This window comes from Rhizorhabdus wittichii, from assembly GCF_017607425.1.
GTDB lineage: Bacteria > Pseudomonadota > Alphaproteobacteria > Sphingomonadales > Sphingomonadaceae > Rhizorhabdus > Rhizorhabdus wittichii.
In genome coordinates, this window is the sequence record NZ_CP059319.1 from 1402696 (window position 1) to 1420029 (window position 17334).

14 protein-coding genes are annotated in these 17334 nt (G+C 68.1%); 6 read left to right on the plus strand and 8 right to left on the minus strand.

The genetic code is table 11. The annotated features are described in order from the left end of the window. The 5 genes from HRJ34_RS06715 to HRJ34_RS06735 all read right to left on the minus strand — a co-directional run bounded on the left by HRJ34_RS06715 (position 1) and on the right by HRJ34_RS06735 (position 6766). The gene (locus tag HRJ34_RS06715; RefSeq protein ID WP_226949073.1) at positions 1–1539 is read right to left on the minus strand and encodes a benzoate-CoA ligase family protein; all 1539 of its coding nucleotides are present in this window, start codon (positions 1537–1539) and stop codon (positions 1–3) included. Between the two features lie 143 nt (positions 1540–1682). Then, positions 1683–2168, minus strand: a complete 486-nt coding sequence (locus HRJ34_RS06720; protein WP_011951677.1) for a MarR family winged helix-turn-helix transcriptional regulator — start codon at positions 2166–2168, stop codon at positions 1683–1685. 78 nt (positions 2169–2246) lie between these two features. Beyond that, positions 2247–3002 carry a maleate cis-trans isomerase family protein gene (locus HRJ34_RS06725; RefSeq protein WP_029994652.1) on the minus strand — a complete coding sequence of 252 codons (756 nt, stop codon included), beginning with the start codon at positions 3000–3002 and terminating at the stop codon, positions 2247–2249. Between the two features lie 21 nt (positions 3003–3023). Further along, positions 3024–4028: a carbon-nitrogen hydrolase family protein gene (locus tag HRJ34_RS06730; RefSeq protein ID WP_011951679.1), complete on the minus strand. Its 1005-nt coding sequence runs from the start codon at positions 4026–4028 to the stop codon at positions 3024–3026. Between the two features lie 110 nt (positions 4029–4138). Continuing rightward, entirely contained in the window at positions 4139–6766 is a 2628-nt protein-coding gene (locus HRJ34_RS06735) for a LuxR C-terminal-related transcriptional regulator (protein WP_208633666.1), read from the minus strand. A 221-nt stretch (positions 6767–6987) separates the two neighbouring features. Between HRJ34_RS06735 and HRJ34_RS06740 the strand changes: the two genes are divergently transcribed. Both HRJ34_RS06740 and HRJ34_RS06745 read left to right on the plus strand, forming a co-directional pair. Further along, positions 6988–7470, plus strand: a complete 483-nt coding sequence (locus HRJ34_RS06740) for a (2Fe-2S)-binding protein (protein WP_011951681.1) — start codon at positions 6988–6990, stop codon at positions 7468–7470. Position 7471: 1 nt separating this feature from the next. Continuing rightward, positions 7472–9853 (plus strand): xanthine dehydrogenase family protein molybdopterin-binding subunit, encoded by a 2382-nt coding sequence (locus HRJ34_RS06745; RefSeq protein WP_208633667.1) that lies wholly within the window; start codon positions 7472–7474, stop codon positions 9851–9853. Positions 9854–9912: 59 nt separating this feature from the next. Here HRJ34_RS06745 and HRJ34_RS06750 read toward each other — a convergent pair whose 3' ends face one another. The 3 genes from HRJ34_RS06750 to HRJ34_RS06760 all read right to left on the minus strand — a co-directional run bounded on the left by HRJ34_RS06750 (position 9913) and on the right by HRJ34_RS06760 (position 13868). Beyond that, the gene (locus HRJ34_RS06750; protein WP_011951683.1) at positions 9913–10308 is read right to left on the minus strand and encodes a RidA family protein; all 396 of its coding nucleotides are present in this window, start codon (positions 10306–10308) and stop codon (positions 9913–9915) included. Positions 10309–10371: 63 nt separating this feature from the next. Further along, positions 10372–11412 carry a Rieske 2Fe-2S domain-containing protein gene (locus HRJ34_RS06755; RefSeq protein WP_011951684.1) on the minus strand — a complete coding sequence of 347 codons (1041 nt, stop codon included), beginning with the start codon at positions 11410–11412 and terminating at the stop codon, positions 10372–10374. 101 nt (positions 11413–11513) lie between these two features. After that, positions 11514–13868 carry a TonB-dependent receptor gene (locus HRJ34_RS06760; RefSeq protein WP_208633668.1) on the minus strand — a complete coding sequence of 785 codons (2355 nt, stop codon included), beginning with the start codon at positions 13866–13868 and terminating at the stop codon, positions 11514–11516. A gap of 344 nt (positions 13869–14212) precedes the next feature. Here HRJ34_RS06760 and HRJ34_RS06765 point away from each other — a divergent pair, with 344 nt between their 5' ends. From HRJ34_RS06765 to HRJ34_RS06780, 4 genes are all read left to right on the plus strand, one after another. Beyond that, entirely contained in the window at positions 14213–15196 is a 984-nt protein-coding gene (locus HRJ34_RS06765) for a thiamine pyrophosphate-dependent dehydrogenase E1 component subunit alpha (RefSeq protein ID WP_208633669.1), read from the plus strand. Positions 15197–15210: 14 nt separating this feature from the next. Continuing rightward, a complete protein-coding gene (locus tag HRJ34_RS06770; protein ID WP_011951687.1) occupies positions 15211–16194 on the plus strand; it encodes an alpha-ketoacid dehydrogenase subunit beta in 984 nt (327 codons plus the stop codon). Positions 16195–16216: 22 nt separating this feature from the next. Continuing rightward, positions 16217–16447, plus strand: a complete 231-nt coding sequence (locus HRJ34_RS06775) for a biotin/lipoyl-containing protein (protein ID WP_011951688.1) — start codon at positions 16217–16219, stop codon at positions 16445–16447. 66 nt (positions 16448–16513) lie between these two features. Continuing rightward, positions 16514–17332 carry an FAD binding domain-containing protein gene (locus HRJ34_RS06780; protein ID WP_208633670.1) on the plus strand — a complete coding sequence of 273 codons (819 nt, stop codon included), beginning with the start codon at positions 16514–16516 and terminating at the stop codon, positions 17330–17332. The last annotated feature ends 2 nt before the right edge of the window (positions 17333–17334 follow it).

The following is a 17334-nucleotide window of genomic DNA, read 5'->3' on the forward strand; positions in this document are numbered from 1 at the left end:
TCAGGCGGCGGGCGGCTGCCGGAGCTTGTAGCGTTCGACCTTGCCGGTCGCCGTCTTGGGCAGCGCATCGAGGAACTCGATCCAGCGCGGATATTTATAGGGGGCCAGCAACTGCTTCACATGGGCCTTCAGCGCCGCCTCGATGGCGTCCGACGGGGCCTGGCCGTCACCCAGCACGACGAACGCCTTGGGCTTGATCAGGCCCTGTTCGTCGGCCCAGCCCACCACGGCGGCCTCGCGCACCGCCTCGTGCGACAGCAGCGCCGTCTCCACCTCGAACGGCGACACATAGATGCCGCTGACCTTCAGCATGTCGTCGGACCGGCCGCAATAGACGTAGCGGCCCTCGGCGCTGCGCAGGAATTTGTCGCCCGTCCGGGTCCATTCCCCCACGAAGGTCGCCTGGGTCTTTTCCCGGTTGCACCAATAGCCGAGCGCGCTGGTGGGCCCCTTCACATGGAGTTCGCCGACGTCGCCGTCGGCAACCGGCTGGCCCGCTTCATCGACGAGGCGCAGCTCATAACCGTCGACCGGCAGGCCGGTGGTGCCATAGGCGACGTCGCCGGGCCGGTTGGACAGGAAGATGTGGAACATCTCGGTCGAGCCGATCCCGTCGAGGATGTCGGTGCCGTAGCGCGCGCGCCACTGCTCGCCGATCGGCCGGGGCAGCGCCTCCCCGGCGGAGGTGCACAGGCGCAGCGCCAGCCGGTCGCGCTCGGGCGCCTCGGGCGCGGCGAGCAGCGAGGCATAGAGGGTCGGAACGCCGAAGAAGATCGTCGGCCGATGATCGATCAGGCGCCGCCACACGGCCTCGGCGGTCGGCCGGCCGGCCATCAGGATGGCGGTGGCGCCGACCGAGAAGGGGAAGACCAGCCCGTTGCCGAAGCCATAGCCGAAGAACAGCTTCGCTGCCGAATAGGTGACGTCATTCTCGTCCAGGCCGAGGATCTGGCGGGGATAGAGGCCCATCAGCCGCTGCACATTGGCGTGCGAATGGACGGTTCCCTTGGGCCGGCCGGTGGTGCCCGAGGAATATTGCCACAGGCACGGCTCGTCGGCGCGGGTGGCGGCCGCTTCGGCGATCGGCTGCGCGCCGGCAACGGCGTCGGCGAAGGCGATCGTGCCGGCCGGAGCGTCGCCGTCGGCGACCAGGATCGTCTGGAGATAGGGCTGCCCGACCATGACCGGATCGAGCGAGGGCCATGCGCCCGCCGAGGCGACCAGCAGGCGGGCCCGGCTGTCGCGCAGCATATAGTCGAGATCGCTGCTCGGCAGCAGCGGGTTGACCATGACGGGGATGAGGCCGGCCTTGATCGCGCCGAGCGCCGCCACCGGGAAATTGACCGAGTCCTGCAGGCAGAGGAGGATGCGGCTCTCCACCGGGACGCCGAGGCCGGCCAGATAGCCGGCGAAGCGGTCGACGCGCTCGGCGATCTCGCGGTAGCTGTACCGCCCGAGATCGTCGATCACGGCGATCTTGTCGGCGCGATCGATCAGGTTGCGGTCGATGAGGTCGGCGGCGGCGTTGTAGCTCTGCACGGAATCAGCCTCTCCAGCGGTTGCCATTCCGGGCGTCGGCCGCCCGAAATATTTTAAACATATAATAATAGGGCGCCGTCAAGTCCTTTTGCGTTTCCTTCGGCCCGCCTTTCGCCGCCGTCCCGCGCGATCGCGGGGCGGCGCTATTTCTCGTCGTCGGCCCCGATCGAGTGCTTCAGGACCGCCAGCAGCTTGTAGAGCTCGATATGGTCATTGTCCGACAGCTCGGCGAACATGCCCTGGATCCAGGTGCGATGCGCGGCCGCCAGTTCGGCGAAATGGCGGCGGCCCAGGTCGGTCAGCGCCACGATCGACGATCGCCGGTCGTCCGGCGCGGGGCGGCTCGACGCATAGCCGTCCGACTCGAGCTGCTTCACCAGCGCGGTGACGTTGCCGTTGGAGACCAGCAGCGCGCGCGACAGCTCGCCCATCGACACGCCGTCGGGAAAGCGTTCGAGCGTCGCCATCACGTCGAACCGCGGCAGCGTCGTATCATATTGGGCGACGAAGCGGCGGCGCAGGCGCTTCTCGATGACGGTGACGCAACTCAGCAGGCGCAGCCAGACGCGCACGTCCATCTGGCCGGCCAGCGCGCCATCATGTTTCTCGCGGATCGGCGCCGTCGCCATAGTCCCTCCACTGCCTTCGGGCGGACTCTCCTGTCCACATTTCGGAGCAATGTTGCAAGCTTCAACGATATACCCGGCTTAGTAGCCGCCGCCAAGCAAGGCGCCGGCGCCCGGCACCCGGCGTTCGAGCCCGAGCCGGTCGAGCATCTGGTGGGTGGTGCAGACGGCGGCCGAGACCACCGGAACGCCGACCTCGCGCTCCAGGCGATCGATGATCGGCAGCGACGGCATCTGGACGCAGGCCGAAGCCACGAAGGCGTCGATGCCGCTGCGGTCGACCCGCTGGTAGATGTCGAGCAGCCGCTCGGGATCATGGCGGCCGACCTCGATATTGTCGGGGATTTCGAGCGCCGCGAAGTCGTGGACCGTGATCCCCTCATTCTCGATATAGTCGACGACCAGCCGGGTCAGCGGCTTCATATAAGGGCAGATCACCGAAATCTTCTTCGCGCCGATCCGCCGCAGCCCGTCGACCAGCGCGCCCGCGCTCGTCACCACCGGGGCGGGCGCGTCGTTTTCGACCGTCCGCTCGTGGAGGCGCTTTTCGGAGACGCGGTGATAGCCGTGGCCCATGCTCATGATCGCGACCAGGCAGGCATAGCCGAGCACGTCGACGCGGGCGTCGGACAGCTCGGTCGCGCAGCGGTCGCTGTCGCGGTCCATCGCCTCGAGTTCCTCCTTCACCACCTTCTTCATCCGCATGCGGCTGGAATGGAAGGTGAAGCGCTCCGGCAATATGCCCTCGCGGGCGCGCAGCATGGCGGGGATTTCGGTTTCCATCGTCGTGTTCGACGACGGCACGATCTGTCCGATGCGATAGGTACGGGCGTTCATGATGGTCTCCTGGCGGGGCGATCAGGCCGGATCGATCGGGCCCGTCTCGGGGTCGTCGCGCGGCGCATCGGTGAAGCTCACCGGGGAGCGCGGCGTCCGATCGACCCTCAGGTCGAAGATGTCGAACCGGTTATAATGGCCGACGATGTCGTGCATCTGCTTGGGCTGGATGCACTTGCCGAGGTCGATCTCGGCATAGACGATCCCCTCCTCGTCGATGAGCGGATCGCCGATCACGCGACCGTCCGGGCCGATGATCCCCGAAAAGGCACTGTTCCTGCGCTGCAACCGGGCGCGGGCGTCCGGGACGATGCTTTCCATCGCCTCGATGATCTCCTCGGAGACGGTCGAACAGGACACGACGGTGAACAGCTTGCCTTCGAAGCAATGCGCCATGGCGCGCACCTTGATGGCTTCGGCCATGTCGTAATCGGGCGGCGCCACGGGCAACGCAATATAGCTGGCGACATGGACGAGTTCGCCCTGGGCGAGCAGCGCGAACCGCGCCAGCGTATTGGTGTTCTCCCCGCAGGCCAGCCCGCCCAGCGGACCGATCGCGGTGTCGTAGACGATGAGGCTGGAACCGTCGCCCGGCGCCCAGCTCAGCTTCTCGGCCCAGGTCGGCACCAGCTTGCGATGCCGGCCGAGGACGCGACCGTCCGGACCGATGAAGACCAGCGTGTTGAAGATCGTCCCGAGCGAGACCGGGCTGCGTTCGTTGACGCCGATGACGAGGTGGACGCCCGTCTCGCGGGCCACGTCGCACAGCGCGTCGATCTCGGGTCCGGGAACGAGGATGGAGGCCCGCAGCAGCCTGTCGAACCAGGCGCCGCCCGTCACCGGATCGGTGATCCAGTTCCAATAGGGATAGCCCGCGACGAAGACCTCGGGAAAGGCGACGAGTTCGGCGCCGTTGCGCGCGGCTTCCCGGATCAGCGCCGCCGCCTTGGCGACCGTCGCGGCCGGATCGAGGAAGGCGGGCGCCGCCTGGACGGCCGCAGCCTTGAAGCGCGGTAAGGTCAGCATGGTCTTCCCCTCGTGGCAGGAGCCGAAAGCGCCGGCCTTTTGTGGCCGAATTCATCGGCCGAGGGCAAGTTATTTTAGACTTATAAGAATTTGCGGCTGCGACCGCGGCCCTATTGCAGGCTTTCGACCTCCACGGCATCGGCATAGGCCGCGATGTTCGACTGCCGCGCATAGGAGATCGCCGCCGAGCGGCAATTGACGCCGATCTTGCGGTAGAGGCTCTTGCGATAGCCCAGCACCGTCCCGACCGAGAGCGACATCCGCCAGGCTATCTCCTTGCTCGACAGCCCTTCGACGATGCAGTCCAGCACCTCGCGCTCGCGCGGGCCGAGGCGGGGCAGGCTGCGGTCATCGACCTCGATCAGCTCCCCGCGCGGCGCCGGCAGGCGCGCCATCGCCTGCCGCCCCGGATCGGGCCGGAGCAGCGGAGCCCCGCCCGCCGCGCCTTCGCTGGAGGCGACCTCATGTTCGAAATGGCCGCGCAGATCGCTCTGCGCCGCCAGCCTCTGCGCCTCGGCGACGAGATCGCCGGCGGCGCGGACCTCCCCGCGCGCCGCGTGGCAGGCCGCCTTCAGCACCGTGACGGTGATCATCCGGCGCGCGCATTCGCGGACCGCGGGCTGGTCGAGCAGCGCATCGACGCCGGCCAGCGCGGCGGGCACGTCGCCGCGCTTGAGCCCGACCCGGACGTTGAGGAAGGCGCTCTCGATCGGCTCGACGTGCTGAAGCTCCCCCACCCCGCGTTCGATCGCCTGGATGTCGCGCTCGCTCTGCACCAGCATCTCGGCGCGAAGCGACCGCAGATAGCGCGACAGCAGGCCGAGATTGCGGTTCTCCATCCGGTCCAGCGCCGTGTCGAGGAAGCTGATCGCCCGCTCGGTGCCTTCCCGATTCTGCACCCGGATCGAGGCGATCCGGTAGAAGGGCCGGAGCATCTCATACCAGGGGTCGAGTTCCTCGATCCGGTCGAACACCGCCTCGATGATCGCATAGGCCCGCTCGGCCTCGCCGCGTTCGAATTCGAGTTCCGCCAGAAAGACCTTGGCGGCGATCATCTGGTTGGAATCGGCGCCGAAGCAGTTCTCGGCGATATCGAGCACCGCCGCGAAGCGCCGGCTCGCGTCGCGGGTGTTGCCGCTCTGGAGATGCGCATGGCCCAGCCAGAGCTGGACATAGGCCTCGACGAAGGTCGCCTTGGCCGCCTGGCATTTGAGCGTCGCCTCGCGGCCGGTCGCCTCGGCTTCGACGAGCAGCCCGTCGCGAAGCTGGTAGCCGCCCTTGAGGTTGAGGATCATCGCGTCGGCGATGTTGCGGATGTCGGCCGGCCCATGGTCGCGAAGCCGTTCGAGCGCGGGAAAGTCGATCGGCCGCATCTCATAGGACCGCAACACGCCGTCGATCAGGCCATAGCCGATCTGGAAGCTGTGGAACGCTTCGTCGTCGGGGAAGCTGGCGGGCTCCAGGTCTGTCGAGATCTCGTCGAGGAGCTGGCGCGCCTCGCCGATCGCGCGCGCCTGCATCAGCACATAGACCTTGGTCAGCAGCATCGCCGGCCGGCCGCCGAGCCGACCGATCGGGATCGCGTTGACGGCATCGAGGATCGGCGCGCCCCATTGCAGGATCAGCAGCCAGCCGCCGCCCGCCTCGATCAGGTCGCAGAGCAGGTCGAGGTCGCCGGTCTCCAGCGCATGGCGGATCGCCCCGACCCGGTCGCCGCTGGCGACCAGCGACGTCGACAGCGATCGGTGGATGTCCAGCATGCGCTTCTGCGAGGAACGGCGGCCGAGCCGATCGACCGCAAAGCGCACCGCGGCGTGGGGTTCATAGACCAGCCGCGTCCCTTCCGACCGGACCTTGACCAGCCCGTCGCGGGCGAGGCGGGTGACGATCTCGCCCGCGCTCGCGAAATCGTCATGCTCGAAGATCGGCGCGGTGGCGTTGCCGAAGGCGAAGGCCGCCGCCAGCACCTCGATGTCGCGCGACGACGGCGCGACGTCCATCAGGTCGCGGACGAAATCGGCGATCATGTCGCCCGCCTCGCCGCCCGTGCCGAGGCTGTGATCGGCCGGCGAATGTCCCGTCCCATGCCGCACCGACGCGATCAGCGCGGGCCAGCCGCCGGTGGTCGCGACCAGCGCGGCGACGTCGCGGTCGGGCAGGCCGCCGTCGAACAGCTCCGCCACCTCGGCGGGCGAGAAGGCGAGTTCGGCCGGGGTGTACATGATCCCGCCGTCGCCCAGCACGCCGGCCAGCCGCGGCGCGACCCGCGAGGAGACGACCAGCTTCGCCTTGTCGCCGAAATGCTTGCCGATCATCTGGGAGAGGCCGAGCACGGTGTCGAGATCGCCGGGCGCCACCTCGTCGAGATAGAGCGATACCGATCCGTCCCGCCGACAGGTCGCGTCCACCTCGGCGAGCAGGTCGTCGATCACGAACGGCCCCGCGCCGGGGGCGATGTCCTGCGCTTCGCCGTCGTCCTTCAGCGAAAGACAGAGATAGTGCGAAAAGCCCTCCGCCCCGGCGGCGCGATGATAGAGATTCAGCCAGCGGGCGCTTTCGCCTTCCGAGCGGGCGAGATCGAAGGCCTGCGCCATCAGCGTCGACTTCCCGAAACCGCTGGGCGAGGCGAGGAAGGTCAGCGGATAGGGCGACCGCGATATCCGCGAAGCGATGGCGCGAGGGATGAAGCTGCGTTGCGGGATCGGCGGCGTGAAGCGATATCGAGAAACAATGTCCATGGGTCGGCCAGCTCTCCCAATGCGGCTTCGTGCCTGGTCGTCCCGCTTTCCGCGTTTTCGCGATCCGGCCGGAAATTGTACCATGAGGGGGCAGGACCCGACAAGCTGACGCCGGGCGCCCCCCTTCCTCCTCCCCTCTCCCTCCCATATTAGGGGATTGCGCCGGACCGGCCCGACTGCTTGCCTCCGGGGGCAACATCGCCACGCTAACGGGTCATCAGATGCAGCCCATCCCGGCCTCCGTCTCCTTCGATCTCAACGGCGCCGCCGTCAGCGAGCAGGTCCATCCGTCGACCCTGCTCGCGGCGCTGCTGCGCGATCGGCTCGGCATGAAGAGCGTCCGGCTCGGATGCGGCGAAGGGGTGTGCGGAAGCTGCTCGGTGCTGGTCGACGGGCGCAGCATGCGCTCCTGCCTGATGCTCGCCGCCCAGGCCGACGGCGCGTCGATCACGACGGTGGAGGGCTATGCCGCCCAGCCGGACCTCGCGGCGGTGCAGGCCGCCTTCGTCGAGGGGTTCGGCGCGCAATGCGGCTTCTGCACGTCCGGCATGATGGCCGCCGTCGCCGAATATCTGGCGGACGGATCGGTCGCGGACCATGGCGACCCGGCGGCGATCCGGTCCGCGCTGAACGCGGTCGCATGTCGCTGCACCGGCTATCGGCAGATCGTCCGGCTCGTCGCCGGCCTCGCCGGGGAGCGCTGAGATGGACGCGCCGACGGCCCCCGGTTGCCGTTCGACCGGAAGCTCGGTCCAGCGGCGCGGGCTGGCGCGGATCGTCGCGGGCAAGGCCGCCTATGTCCCCGACCAGCATCTGCCCGGCACGGTCGACATCGCCTTCGCGCGCAGTTCCGTCGCCCACGCCCATATCCGTTCGATCGATGCCGGGCGGGCCGCCGCTCTGCCGGGCGTCGTCGCGGTCCGCACGATGCGCGACCTGCCCCATCTCGGCAGCCTGCAATCGACCTGGGACGTGGCCGGCCAGCGCCGCTGCCCCGAACATGCGCTCGCGACCGACCGGCTGCGCCATGTCGGCCAGGCCTTCGCGGTGGTCGTGGCCAACGACCGCGCCACCGCCGAGCGCGCCGCGGCGCTGGTCGAGATCGACCTGGAGCCGCTGCCCGCCATATTGTCGGTCGACGCGGCGCTGGAGCCGGACGCCCCCCGCCTCTATCCCGACTGGCCCGACAATGAGGCGGCCCGCTTCGAATGGCTGGTCGGCGATCCCGACGCCGCGCTGGACGGCGCCGCACTGATCGTCGAGGAGAACTTCACCAGCCAGCGGGTCCACCCGCTCAGCCTGGAGACGCGCGGCATCGTCGCCGCGCCCGATGGCGAAGGCGGCGTGACCTTGTGGGTGTCGACCCAGGCCCCGCATCAGGTGAGGATGGCGGTCGCATTGGCGCTCGGCCTGCCCGAGCACCGGCTGCGGGTGATCGTGCCCAATGTCGGCGGCGGCTTCGGCATGAAGGCCTATCCCTATGCCGAGGAGGCGCTGCTCGCCCGCCTCGCCTTGGACCTCGACCGGCCGGTGCGCTGGATCGAGGGGCGTCGCGAATCCTTCGTCAGCTCGGTGATGGGACGCGACCAGCGGGTCGACCTGCGCGTCGGCTTCGACGCGACCGGACGCATCCTCGCGCTCGACGGGGTGGTCACGCTCGACAAGGGCGCGCTGATCGGCCAGTCGTCGATCGGCACGGCCTGGGTCGGCGCGGCCTTCCTCCCCGGCGGCTACGCCATCCCAACGGTCCGCATCGTCGCCCGCGCGATCGTCACCAACACGCCGCAGACCGGCGCCTATCGCGGCTATGGGCAGCCCGAGGCCAATCTCGCGCTCGAACGGACGCTCGACATCGCGGCGACGCGGCTCGGCATCAGTCCGGCCGACATCCGGCGGCGCAACTTCATCGCCCCGGCGCAAATGCCACACATGATCGCGACCGGCGTGACGCTCGACAGCGGCGACTATCCCCGCCTGCTCGACATGACGCTGGAACGCTTCGGCTATGAGCAGGCCCGCGCCCGCTGCGCCGCGACGGCGGCGTCATCGGTGCGACGCGGCGTCGGCATCGCCTGCTATATCGAGACGAGCAACATGGCGCCCTCGGCGGGGGCCGCCTATCTCGGCATCCGCTCCGGCAGCTTCGACCTGCTGACGATCCGGATGGAGCCGACCGGCCATGTCCGCGTCGATACCGGCCAGACCGAGCTGGGACAGGGCATCTCCACCACCCTCGCGCAGCTCTGCGCCGACGAGCTGATGATGCCGGCGGAGGACGTCGTCGTCGCGCATGGCGACACAGCCCTCCCGGCCTTCACCTCCTACGGCACCGCCGGCAGCGCGGGGGCCGGGGTCGGCGGCGCGGCGGCAATCAAGGGCGCCGCCAAGCTGCGCGACAAGCTGCTGCTGTGGGGCGCGCACCTGCTCCAGCTCGACGCTGCGGCGGTCGAGCTGGCCAGCGCCCCATCCCTCGGCGAAGAAGGCCGTCCGCGCGCCGTGGTCCGCGACAAGGCCGATCCCGGCCGCCAGGTCGCCGTCTCCGAGATCGCCCGCGCCGCCTATTTCTTCTACGCCGCGCCGGACGGGGTCGATCCGGGGCTGGAGGCTTCGGTCGGCTATGATCCGCCGGGCTTCGCCATCTCCTATGGCACGGTGGCGGTCGAGGTCGCGGTCGACGCCGAAACCGGCAAGGTCACGATCGAACGGATGACCTTCGGCCATGATTGCGGCCGGGTGATCAACCCCGCGATCGTCGAAGGCCAGATCAGCGGCGCGGTGGCCCAGGCGATCGGCGCGACCCTCTACGAGGCCGCGCGCTACGACGAGGAAGGCCGCCCGCTCTCCACCTCGCTGATGGACTATATGCTGCCGCTCGCCGCCGACATGCCGCCGATCGACCTCGTCCATCTCGAAATCCCCTCCCCTCTCTATCCCCATGGGGTGAAGGGCGTCGGGGAAAGCGGCACCATCGCGGTGCCGGCGGCGATCATGAACGCCGTCCAGCACGCGATCGGCCCGGAGACGACGCTGACCACCCTGCCGCTGTCGGCCGAGCGCGTCTGGGAAGCGATGCGCGCCGCCGGCTGAACTCCAGAAACGAAAGGCCGGGCGCGCGCACGCACCCGGCCCCGGCCGTCCCCGCGAGATCAGCGGTTGAAATAGGCGATCGCCTCGATCTCGATCATGAAATCGGTGTTGACGAGCCGGTTGATCTCGACCCCGGTCGCGGCCGGCGGGACGACGCCCTGATAGAAGTCCGCCCGCGCCTGCGCGCCTTCGAAGAACTTGTCCATGTCGGTGACGTAGATCGTCTCCTTGACGATGTCGGTCGGGTCGAGACCGTGATGCTTCAGCGTCTTGCCGATATCGACGTAGATCGAACGCATCTGCGCGCCCATGTCGCCGACATTGGTCGGGGTGCCGTCATTGTCCCAGCTCACGCTACCCGAGATGAACAGGAAATCGCCGGCGCGGACCGCCTGCGAAAAGCCATAGTCGTCCTCGATCGGCCGCAGGCGAAAAGCCTTGTCGATATCCACCATGATCATACTCCTTCGTGAAAATGGAGGATGCAGGCGGGCCCGCCGGCATCCTCCCCAAAACGGCTAGTGAATGAACGGAGCGCTCGGATGGGCGCGCGGATAGGTCCTCAGATAATCGAGGAACCGCCCGAGCGTCTTGTCGGACTTGGTGAGCGTGCCGGGCCGGTATTTGATCGTGTTCAGCACGGCCAGGTCCTCGTTCACGACCTTGCCCTCGAACGCCATCATCTCCTTGAGCAGGGCGAGGCCGGCGGCATTGCCGTCGTCCTTCGACCTGGCGGTCACGATCCCGCCGAAGATCTCGGACTTGTTGGGGCGGATGCAGCTGAAGATCGCGAAGCCACCATACCAGCGCCCATTGTGCGTGCCTTCCTGGAAGAAGATGTTCGAGCCGTGGATGCCCAGCCGCCAGGCCAGTTCGGCCTCGCCCTTCTGGTTTCCCTCGCCGGTGCCGCCCGCGAAATTATAGTCGAAGCCCCATTCGTGCCAGCGGACCAGCTTGTGCGGGTCGTCATGGCCGAAGGTGACGCCGTGGAGTACCTTGAGATGCTGCATGTCCGGGGTGTTGGCGGCAAAAACCCAGCCGTCGCAGTCCATCACCGCCGCGCGGAAGGTGCTGAGGTTCAGATCGGCCTCCGGCTTCTCGAAGAAGTCGGGAAAGTCGAACAGCGGCTTGACGCCGTTGAACGCCATGACCAGCCCGAGCCGCTCGATCGTCGGGAATTTGAAGAGGCGCGCGGTGCGCGGCGGATGATCGCCGATCGCGGTCTTCACGCATTGCCCCGCCGAATTGAACTGCCAGTGGTGGAACGGGCATTGGACATTGTCGCCGATCACCGCGCCGATGCCGATATCGGCGCCGACATGCGGGCAGTAGGCGCTCATCACATGCGCCGTCCCGTCGGTGTCGCGATAGGCGATCACCCGCCCGCCGAGGAATTCCCGGCTGATCACCCGGCCGGCCTCCAGCTCGTCGCTCAGGCAGATCGGCCACCAGGTCTGCGTGAAGACGCCGTTCTCCCCCTCGGCCGGGATGGGCGCGGCGAGGTGCCGGACCGGGATGTCGACCTCCTCGTCATGGTTCTGCTGCGGCTGGCCGGTCATGGCAGGATTCTCCATATCGTCTGGGTTGGGGGTTCGCCGTCTCGCGGGCCGGGCGCCGGAAGGACGGCGGCCGACGCCGCCGCCTTCCGGCCCCGCGTCCGTCAGTAGCGCCAGCTCGCCTGCAGCCCGTAGGTCCGGGGCATGCCGGTGAAGCGGACGATCGACGACAGGCTGTCGAGAACGTTGGTCCAGTAATATTTGTTGGTGAGGTTGCGGACGAAGGCGCCGACCTTCACCTTGTTCTCGCCGAAGGAGACGCCCGCGCGCACGTCGATCAGCGTATAGGCCTTGATCACCTGTCGCGTATCGGCGGCGGTGAAGGCGGTGTCGCGGTTCGACAGCACCGAGGAGGTCGCGCTGTTGTAGACCGCCGAGACGCCGGCATAGCCTTCATGCCCGGTGCCGAGCGGGAAGCGATATTCGGCATCGCCGACCAGCGACCATTTGGGCGCATAGGGGAAGCGCTGCCCCTTGAAGTTGGTCGGCGTCCCGAAGGCGTCGAAACCGTCATATTTGGTCACCCGCGTTTCGAGATAGGTGCCGCCCGCGCTGAGCGTCAGCCCCTCGACCGGACGCAGGGTCAGCGACGCCTCGATGCCCTTGCTCCAGCTGCTCGGGATCTGGACCAGGCCGTCGAGCGTGCCGAACAGCGGATCGGGCTTGCGGCTGCGGAGCTGCTTGTTCTTGTAGTCGTTGTAGAAGCCCGCGATCGTCAGCTCGCCGAGCCGGTCGGGCAGCGACGCCTTGAGGCCCAGTTCGTAGGTGAGCACCGATTCCTGGTGGACCGGCAGCAGGCCGGTATAGCTGACCACCGAAGCGGTCGGGAAGCTGCCCGCCTTGTAGCCCTTGGCGATGCGGCCATAGACCATCGCCTTGTCGCTGAGCTTATAGTCGACGACCGCGTTCCACGAGAGATTGTCCTCGTTGAGCTTGTCGAACAGCAGCGGATCGTAGGTCTGCGGGAAGTTCGGCGTGAACACCGAGCATTGCCCGTCGACGAGGCTGGTCCCGAAGATCTGGTTGAACCAGTCGGCGGTGACGCCGAGCACGAAGGAGCAGCCGCTGAACGAACGCTTCACATTGGTATAGCGCGCGCCGGCGGTCACCTTCACCCGGTCGGAGAGCCGGACCTCGCCGTTGAGGAAGGCGGCATAGGTCTTCGAGATCTGATGGGTGAAGCTGTAGGTATATTCGGGCAGCAGATGGCCGGGCACGAAATAGAGCGGGTCGGCCGAGACCGACTGGCCGATATTGTAGAAGATCCGGTCGTAGACGTTGAACCGGTCATAGTTGAGGCCCGAGGTGATCCGGACCTTGTCGAAGTCGGCGTTGAGCCGCAGCTCCTGCGAGAAGGCGTGGATATAGCCGGTCGTGTTGTTGTCGGCCGAGTTGAGCGTGGTGCCGTCGAAGTCCTGCACCGAATCGGTCTTGTAGCGCGAGTAGGAGGTGATCGAGATCAGCTTGAGATTGTCGGTCAGCCCCTTTTCGAGGCGCAGCGATCCCTGGACGAAGCTGTCGTCGCGCTTGTTCGCGCGGCCGTAGACGCCCGCCCCCCAGTCGGCCGAGCGATTGTCGTGCGGCGGTCGCGGATAGGCGCGGAACGCCGCGGCCTCCGGGTTGCCGCAGGTGCCGGCGGTCGACGCCCCGCAGCTGTCGACCAGCAGCTGGGGCGCCTGGGTGTCGCCCCGGTCCTGCCAGGCGCTCACCATCGCGCGGACGGTGAAGTCGGGCCCGGCGTCCCAGGTGACGATGGCCCGGCCCTGGAGCTGCTTGACCTTGCCGAGATCGTCGTTGCGGGTAATGCTCTTCTGCCAGGCGCCACCCTGGACGACGCGCGCCGCGACGCGGGCCGAGACCTTGTCGCTCAGCGGGCCGCTGACGAAACCCTGCGCGTCATAGGTGGAGAAGCGCGACAGCGTGAGATCGGCGCCCGCCGCGAGCGTGGAGGTCGGCTGCGCGGCGATATAGTTGATCGCGCCGCCGGTCGTGTTCTGGCCGAACAGCGTCCCCTGCGGCCCCTTGAGCACCTCGACCCGCTGCAGGTCGAGCACCGCGAGCTTGGTCGTCGCGCTGAACGGTAGCGGCACCTCGTCGACATAGACCGCGACGGTGGGCGCGGCCGACAGGCTGGTCTCGTAGAAGCCGATGCCGCGCATCGTGTAGACCGGCGTGTTGAACGGCGACGGCTGGACGGTGAGGCCGGGCACGATCTTGACCAGGTCCTCGGGCGAGCGGACGCCGGCGCTGAGCAGCTTGTCGCCGCTGGCGATGGTCAGCGACATCGGCACGGTCCGCGCGCTTTCCTCGCGCTTGTTGGCGGTGACGATGATCTCGGCCGGGTCGTCCGCGACCCCGGACGACGCTTCGGCCGCGTGGAGCGGGGTGGTCAGCCCCTGGCTCGCGACGACCGTCAGGCAACTGGCCGCAAGCAGCCGGGCAATGGTGGAATTGGCCATGGTTCGATCCCCTCTTTTATTGAGTCATTGAAGCCAACGAGGCTCGGATAATCCCGGCGAACCCCCACTTCGCGATAGCCCATAAATCTGGACGGCCACCCGGCCGGTCCGCTCGGCCCTCCCACCTCCAACCCCACCCGATTCATGGGGGTCGGTCCGGAAACGCCCGGTTCCGCGACGGTTCGCCAGCTCCCTGCCCGGCTGCCCCTACCCCATTTTTTTCGGGGCTGCCCTCGTCCGGCGATCGCGCCATGGATCGCGGGACAGTGGGCGCGGACCTCCCGCCGCCATGCCGTTCATAGAACAATGCCGGACCTCGGCCCGGACCCTGGAGAGACGGAGAGATGTCGAACTATCCGAAGCCCGACGGCCCCACCCTGCGGGCCATCTACGAGAAAGCCGCCCGCATCCAGTTCAACGACGAGCGGGTGATCAAGGAGATCAAGGCCGGCAAGCTGGTGATGCCCTTCTACAGCACCCGCGGCCAGGAGATCATACCGGCGGCGATCTCGGTGTCGCTCACCGACGACGACTATGTGAACACCATCTATCGCGGCGGCCACGACCAGATCGCCAAGGGCTTCCCGCTCCCCGACTATTGGGCCGAGATCGCCGGCCGCGTGACCGGCGCCTGCAAGGGCAAGGGCGGCCCGATGCACCTGACCTATCCCGCCAAGGGGATCATGGTGACGACCGGCATCGTCGGCAGCACCGCCCCGATCGCCAACGGGCTCGCCTGGGCGGCCAAGCTCGAAGGCAAGAGCCGCGTCACCATCGCCAATTTCGGGGACGGCGCCGCCAATATCGGCGCGGTCCACGAGGCGATGAACATGGCCGCGCTGTGGCAGCTGCCGGTGATCTTCGTCTGCCAGAACAACGCCTATGCCGAGCATACCTCGATGGCGCGGTCGACCCGGGTGGACAGCTACGCCAAGCGCGCCGCCGGCTATGCGATGGAGGGCATCCGGGTCGACGGCAACGATCCCGACGAGATGTACGGCGCGGCGCGCTGGGCGATCGACCGCGCCCGCGCCGGCGAGGGGCCGACCTTCATCGAGGCGACCACCTTCCGCTTCAACGGCCACCTGATCGGCGAAGCCGGCGGCTATATGGACAAGGAGCTCTACGCCGCGTCGCAGACCCGCGATCCGATGCCGATCCTGCGCCGCCGTCTCGTCGACCAGGGAATCGCCGCCGCCGGGGAGCTCGACGCGCTCGACGCCTCGATCCGCGCCGAGATCGATGCGGCGGTCCAGGCGGCCTACGCCGCCGACTATCCCGATCCTTCCGAACTGAAGGTCGACGTGCTCGTCGACGCGATCGCCTGAGCGGAGACACGACCATGACCGAACCCGTCAAGATGACGATGATCGACGCGATCAACCGCGCCCTCCACGACGCGATGGAGGAGAATGGGAAGATATTGCTGCTCGGCGAGGACGTCGCCGATCCCGAGGACGGCGGCGTCTTCGGCGCGACCAGGGGGCTTTCGACCAGGTTCGGCGAGGACCGGGTCAAATCGACGCCGATCTCCGAACAGGCGATCGTCGGCGCCGCGATCGGCGCCTCGCTGGTCGGCTATCGCCCGGTCGCCGAGGTCATGCTGATGAACTTCATGACCGTCGCGATGGACATGCTGGTCAACCACGCCGCCAAGCTGCGCTTCATGTCGGGCGGCCAGACGAGCGTGCCGATCACGGTGCGCACGATGACCGGCAGCGGCCTCTCGCTCGGCGGGCAGCATAGCGATTTCGTCGAGGCCTGGTTCGCGCATACCGCCGGCATGAAGGTGGTGATCCCGTCGAGCGCCAACGACGCCTATGGCCTGCTCCGCTCCGCGATCGACGACGCCGATCCGGTGATCTTCGTCGAGACTCTGCCGATCTACTGGGCGCAGGGCGAAGTGAGCTTCGAACGGATTCCGATCGGCAAGGCCCGCGTGTGCCGCGAAGGCAGCGACCTGACGATCATCGCCTATGGGCAGATGGTGTCGCACAGCCTGACCGTCGCGACCGAACTCGCCAAGCAGGGCAAGTCGGTCGAGGTGATCGACCTCCGGACCGTTTCCCCCTGGGACCGGGAGACGGTGCTGGCGAGCGTCGCCAAGACGGGCCGCGCGCTGATCGTCCATGAGGCGGTCAAGGAATATGGCGTCGGTGCCGAGATCGCCTCGGTGATCGGCGAGGCGCTGTTCGGCCGGCTCGTGGCGCCGGTCCAGCGGCTCGGCGCCGCCTATTGCCCGGTGCCGTTCAGCAAGCCGCTCGAACAGGCCTTCGCCCCCAATGCCGAGAGCATCGGCGCCGCGGCGGCCGCGCTGCTTTCCTGACGAAGAGGATCGGAACCGGACGATGACGACACAGGTGCTTCTGCCCAAGCTGGGCTTTTCGATGAGCGAGGGCGAGCTGAGCGAATGGCTGGTGCCCGACGGGGCGATGGTCACCGAGGGCCAGCCGCTCTACGCGCTCGAAAGCGAGAAATCGACGCAGGAGGTCGAGGCGCCCGCGAGCGGCCGGCTGCGGATCATCGCCGCCGTCGGCGAGACCTACGAGGTCGGTGCCGTCCTGGCCGAGATCGTATAATTGAGGCTTGCTTTCTGGAAGGCGCGGCCCAAGCCTGGGCGGCATCATGCCGCTCCAGGTCCAGCCATGACCGACCCCGCCGGCGACGGCGCGACGCCCCTGCGCTATTCGGCGCCCGCGACCGTCGAGGAACTGGTCGCGCTGCTCGCCGATGATCGCGACGCGACGCTGATTGCCGGCGGCCAGAGCCTGTTGTTGCCGCTGCTGGCCGGCGACGTCGCCGCGACGCACCTCGTCGACGTCCGCAATGTCGAGCGGCTGCGCGCGATCGAGATCGGTGAAGACGAGATCTTCATCGGCGCGGGCAACTGCTTCTCCGACCTGCTGCGCGGCCCGGTCGCCGCGCTGCTGCCCGCCTTCGCCGAGGCATTGCGCCATGTCGGCACGACCACCATCCGCAACCGCGCCACGCTGGGCGGGAGCCTCGCCTGGGCCGATCCGCGCGCCGAGGCGCCGATGGTGCTGATGCTCCACGGCGCGACGGTGCAGACCGATCGCCGCGCCATCCCGATGGCGGCGCTGCCGGTCGGCCCGTTCAAGACCCGGCTGGCGCGCGACGAGGTCATCCTCGGCGTGGCCGTGCCGCGCCACCCCGATCCCGTCGCGATCCGCTTCGCCGAACTGCTCGACCGCCACAGCGCGGGCAAGGCGGTGGTGTCGGTCGCGGTCCGGCCGGCCGGCGACGCGATCGACTTCGCGATCGCCGGGCTGCTCGACCGGCCGGTGACCGCGACGGCGCCGGTCGCTTCGCTCGACCGCAGCCTGAGCGAGATCGAGCGCCATCATCGGCCGCTCGAGGACCCGTTCCATTCCTACCGCTATCGCCGCGAAATGGTGCTCGTGCTGCTGCGCCGGGCGTTGGCGGCCTCGATCGAAGGACGCTGAGA

Coding starts and splice junctions, on each gene's coding strand:
- HRJ34_RS06765 (WP_208633669.1), top strand. CDS start 14,213: ATGTCGAACTATCCGAAGCCCGACGGCCCCACCCTGCGGGCCATCTAC.
- HRJ34_RS06720 (WP_011951677.1), bottom strand. CDS start 2,168: ATGGCGACGGCGCCGATCCGCGAGAAACATGATGGCGCGCTGGCCGGC.
- HRJ34_RS06750 (WP_011951683.1), bottom strand. CDS start 10,308: ATGGTGGATATCGACAAGGCTTTTCGCCTGCGGCCGATCGAGGACGAC.
- HRJ34_RS06760 (WP_208633668.1), bottom strand. CDS start 13,868: ATGGCCAATTCCACCATTGCCCGGCTGCTTGCGGCCAGTTGCCTGACG.
- HRJ34_RS06775 (WP_011951688.1), top strand. CDS start 16,217: ATGACGACACAGGTGCTTCTGCCCAAGCTGGGCTTTTCGATGAGCGAG.
- HRJ34_RS06745 (WP_208633667.1), top strand. CDS start 7,472: ATGGACGCGCCGACGGCCCCCGGTTGCCGTTCGACCGGAAGCTCGGTC.
- HRJ34_RS06740 (WP_011951681.1), top strand. CDS start 6,988: ATGCAGCCCATCCCGGCCTCCGTCTCCTTCGATCTCAACGGCGCCGCC.
- HRJ34_RS06755 (WP_011951684.1), bottom strand. CDS start 11,412: ATGACCGGCCAGCCGCAGCAGAACCATGACGAGGAGGTCGACATCCCG.
- HRJ34_RS06735 (WP_208633666.1), bottom strand. CDS start 6,766: ATGGACATTGTTTCTCGATATCGCTTCACGCCGCCGATCCCGCAACGC.
- HRJ34_RS06770 (WP_011951687.1), top strand. CDS start 15,211: ATGACCGAACCCGTCAAGATGACGATGATCGACGCGATCAACCGCGCC.
- HRJ34_RS06725 (WP_029994652.1), bottom strand. CDS start 3,002: ATGAACGCCCGTACCTATCGCATCGGACAGATCGTGCCGTCGTCGAAC.
- HRJ34_RS06780 (WP_208633670.1), top strand. CDS start 16,514: ATGACCGACCCCGCCGGCGACGGCGCGACGCCCCTGCGCTATTCGGCG.
- HRJ34_RS06730 (WP_011951679.1), bottom strand. CDS start 4,028: ATGCTGACCTTACCGCGCTTCAAGGCTGCGGCCGTCCAGGCGGCGCCC.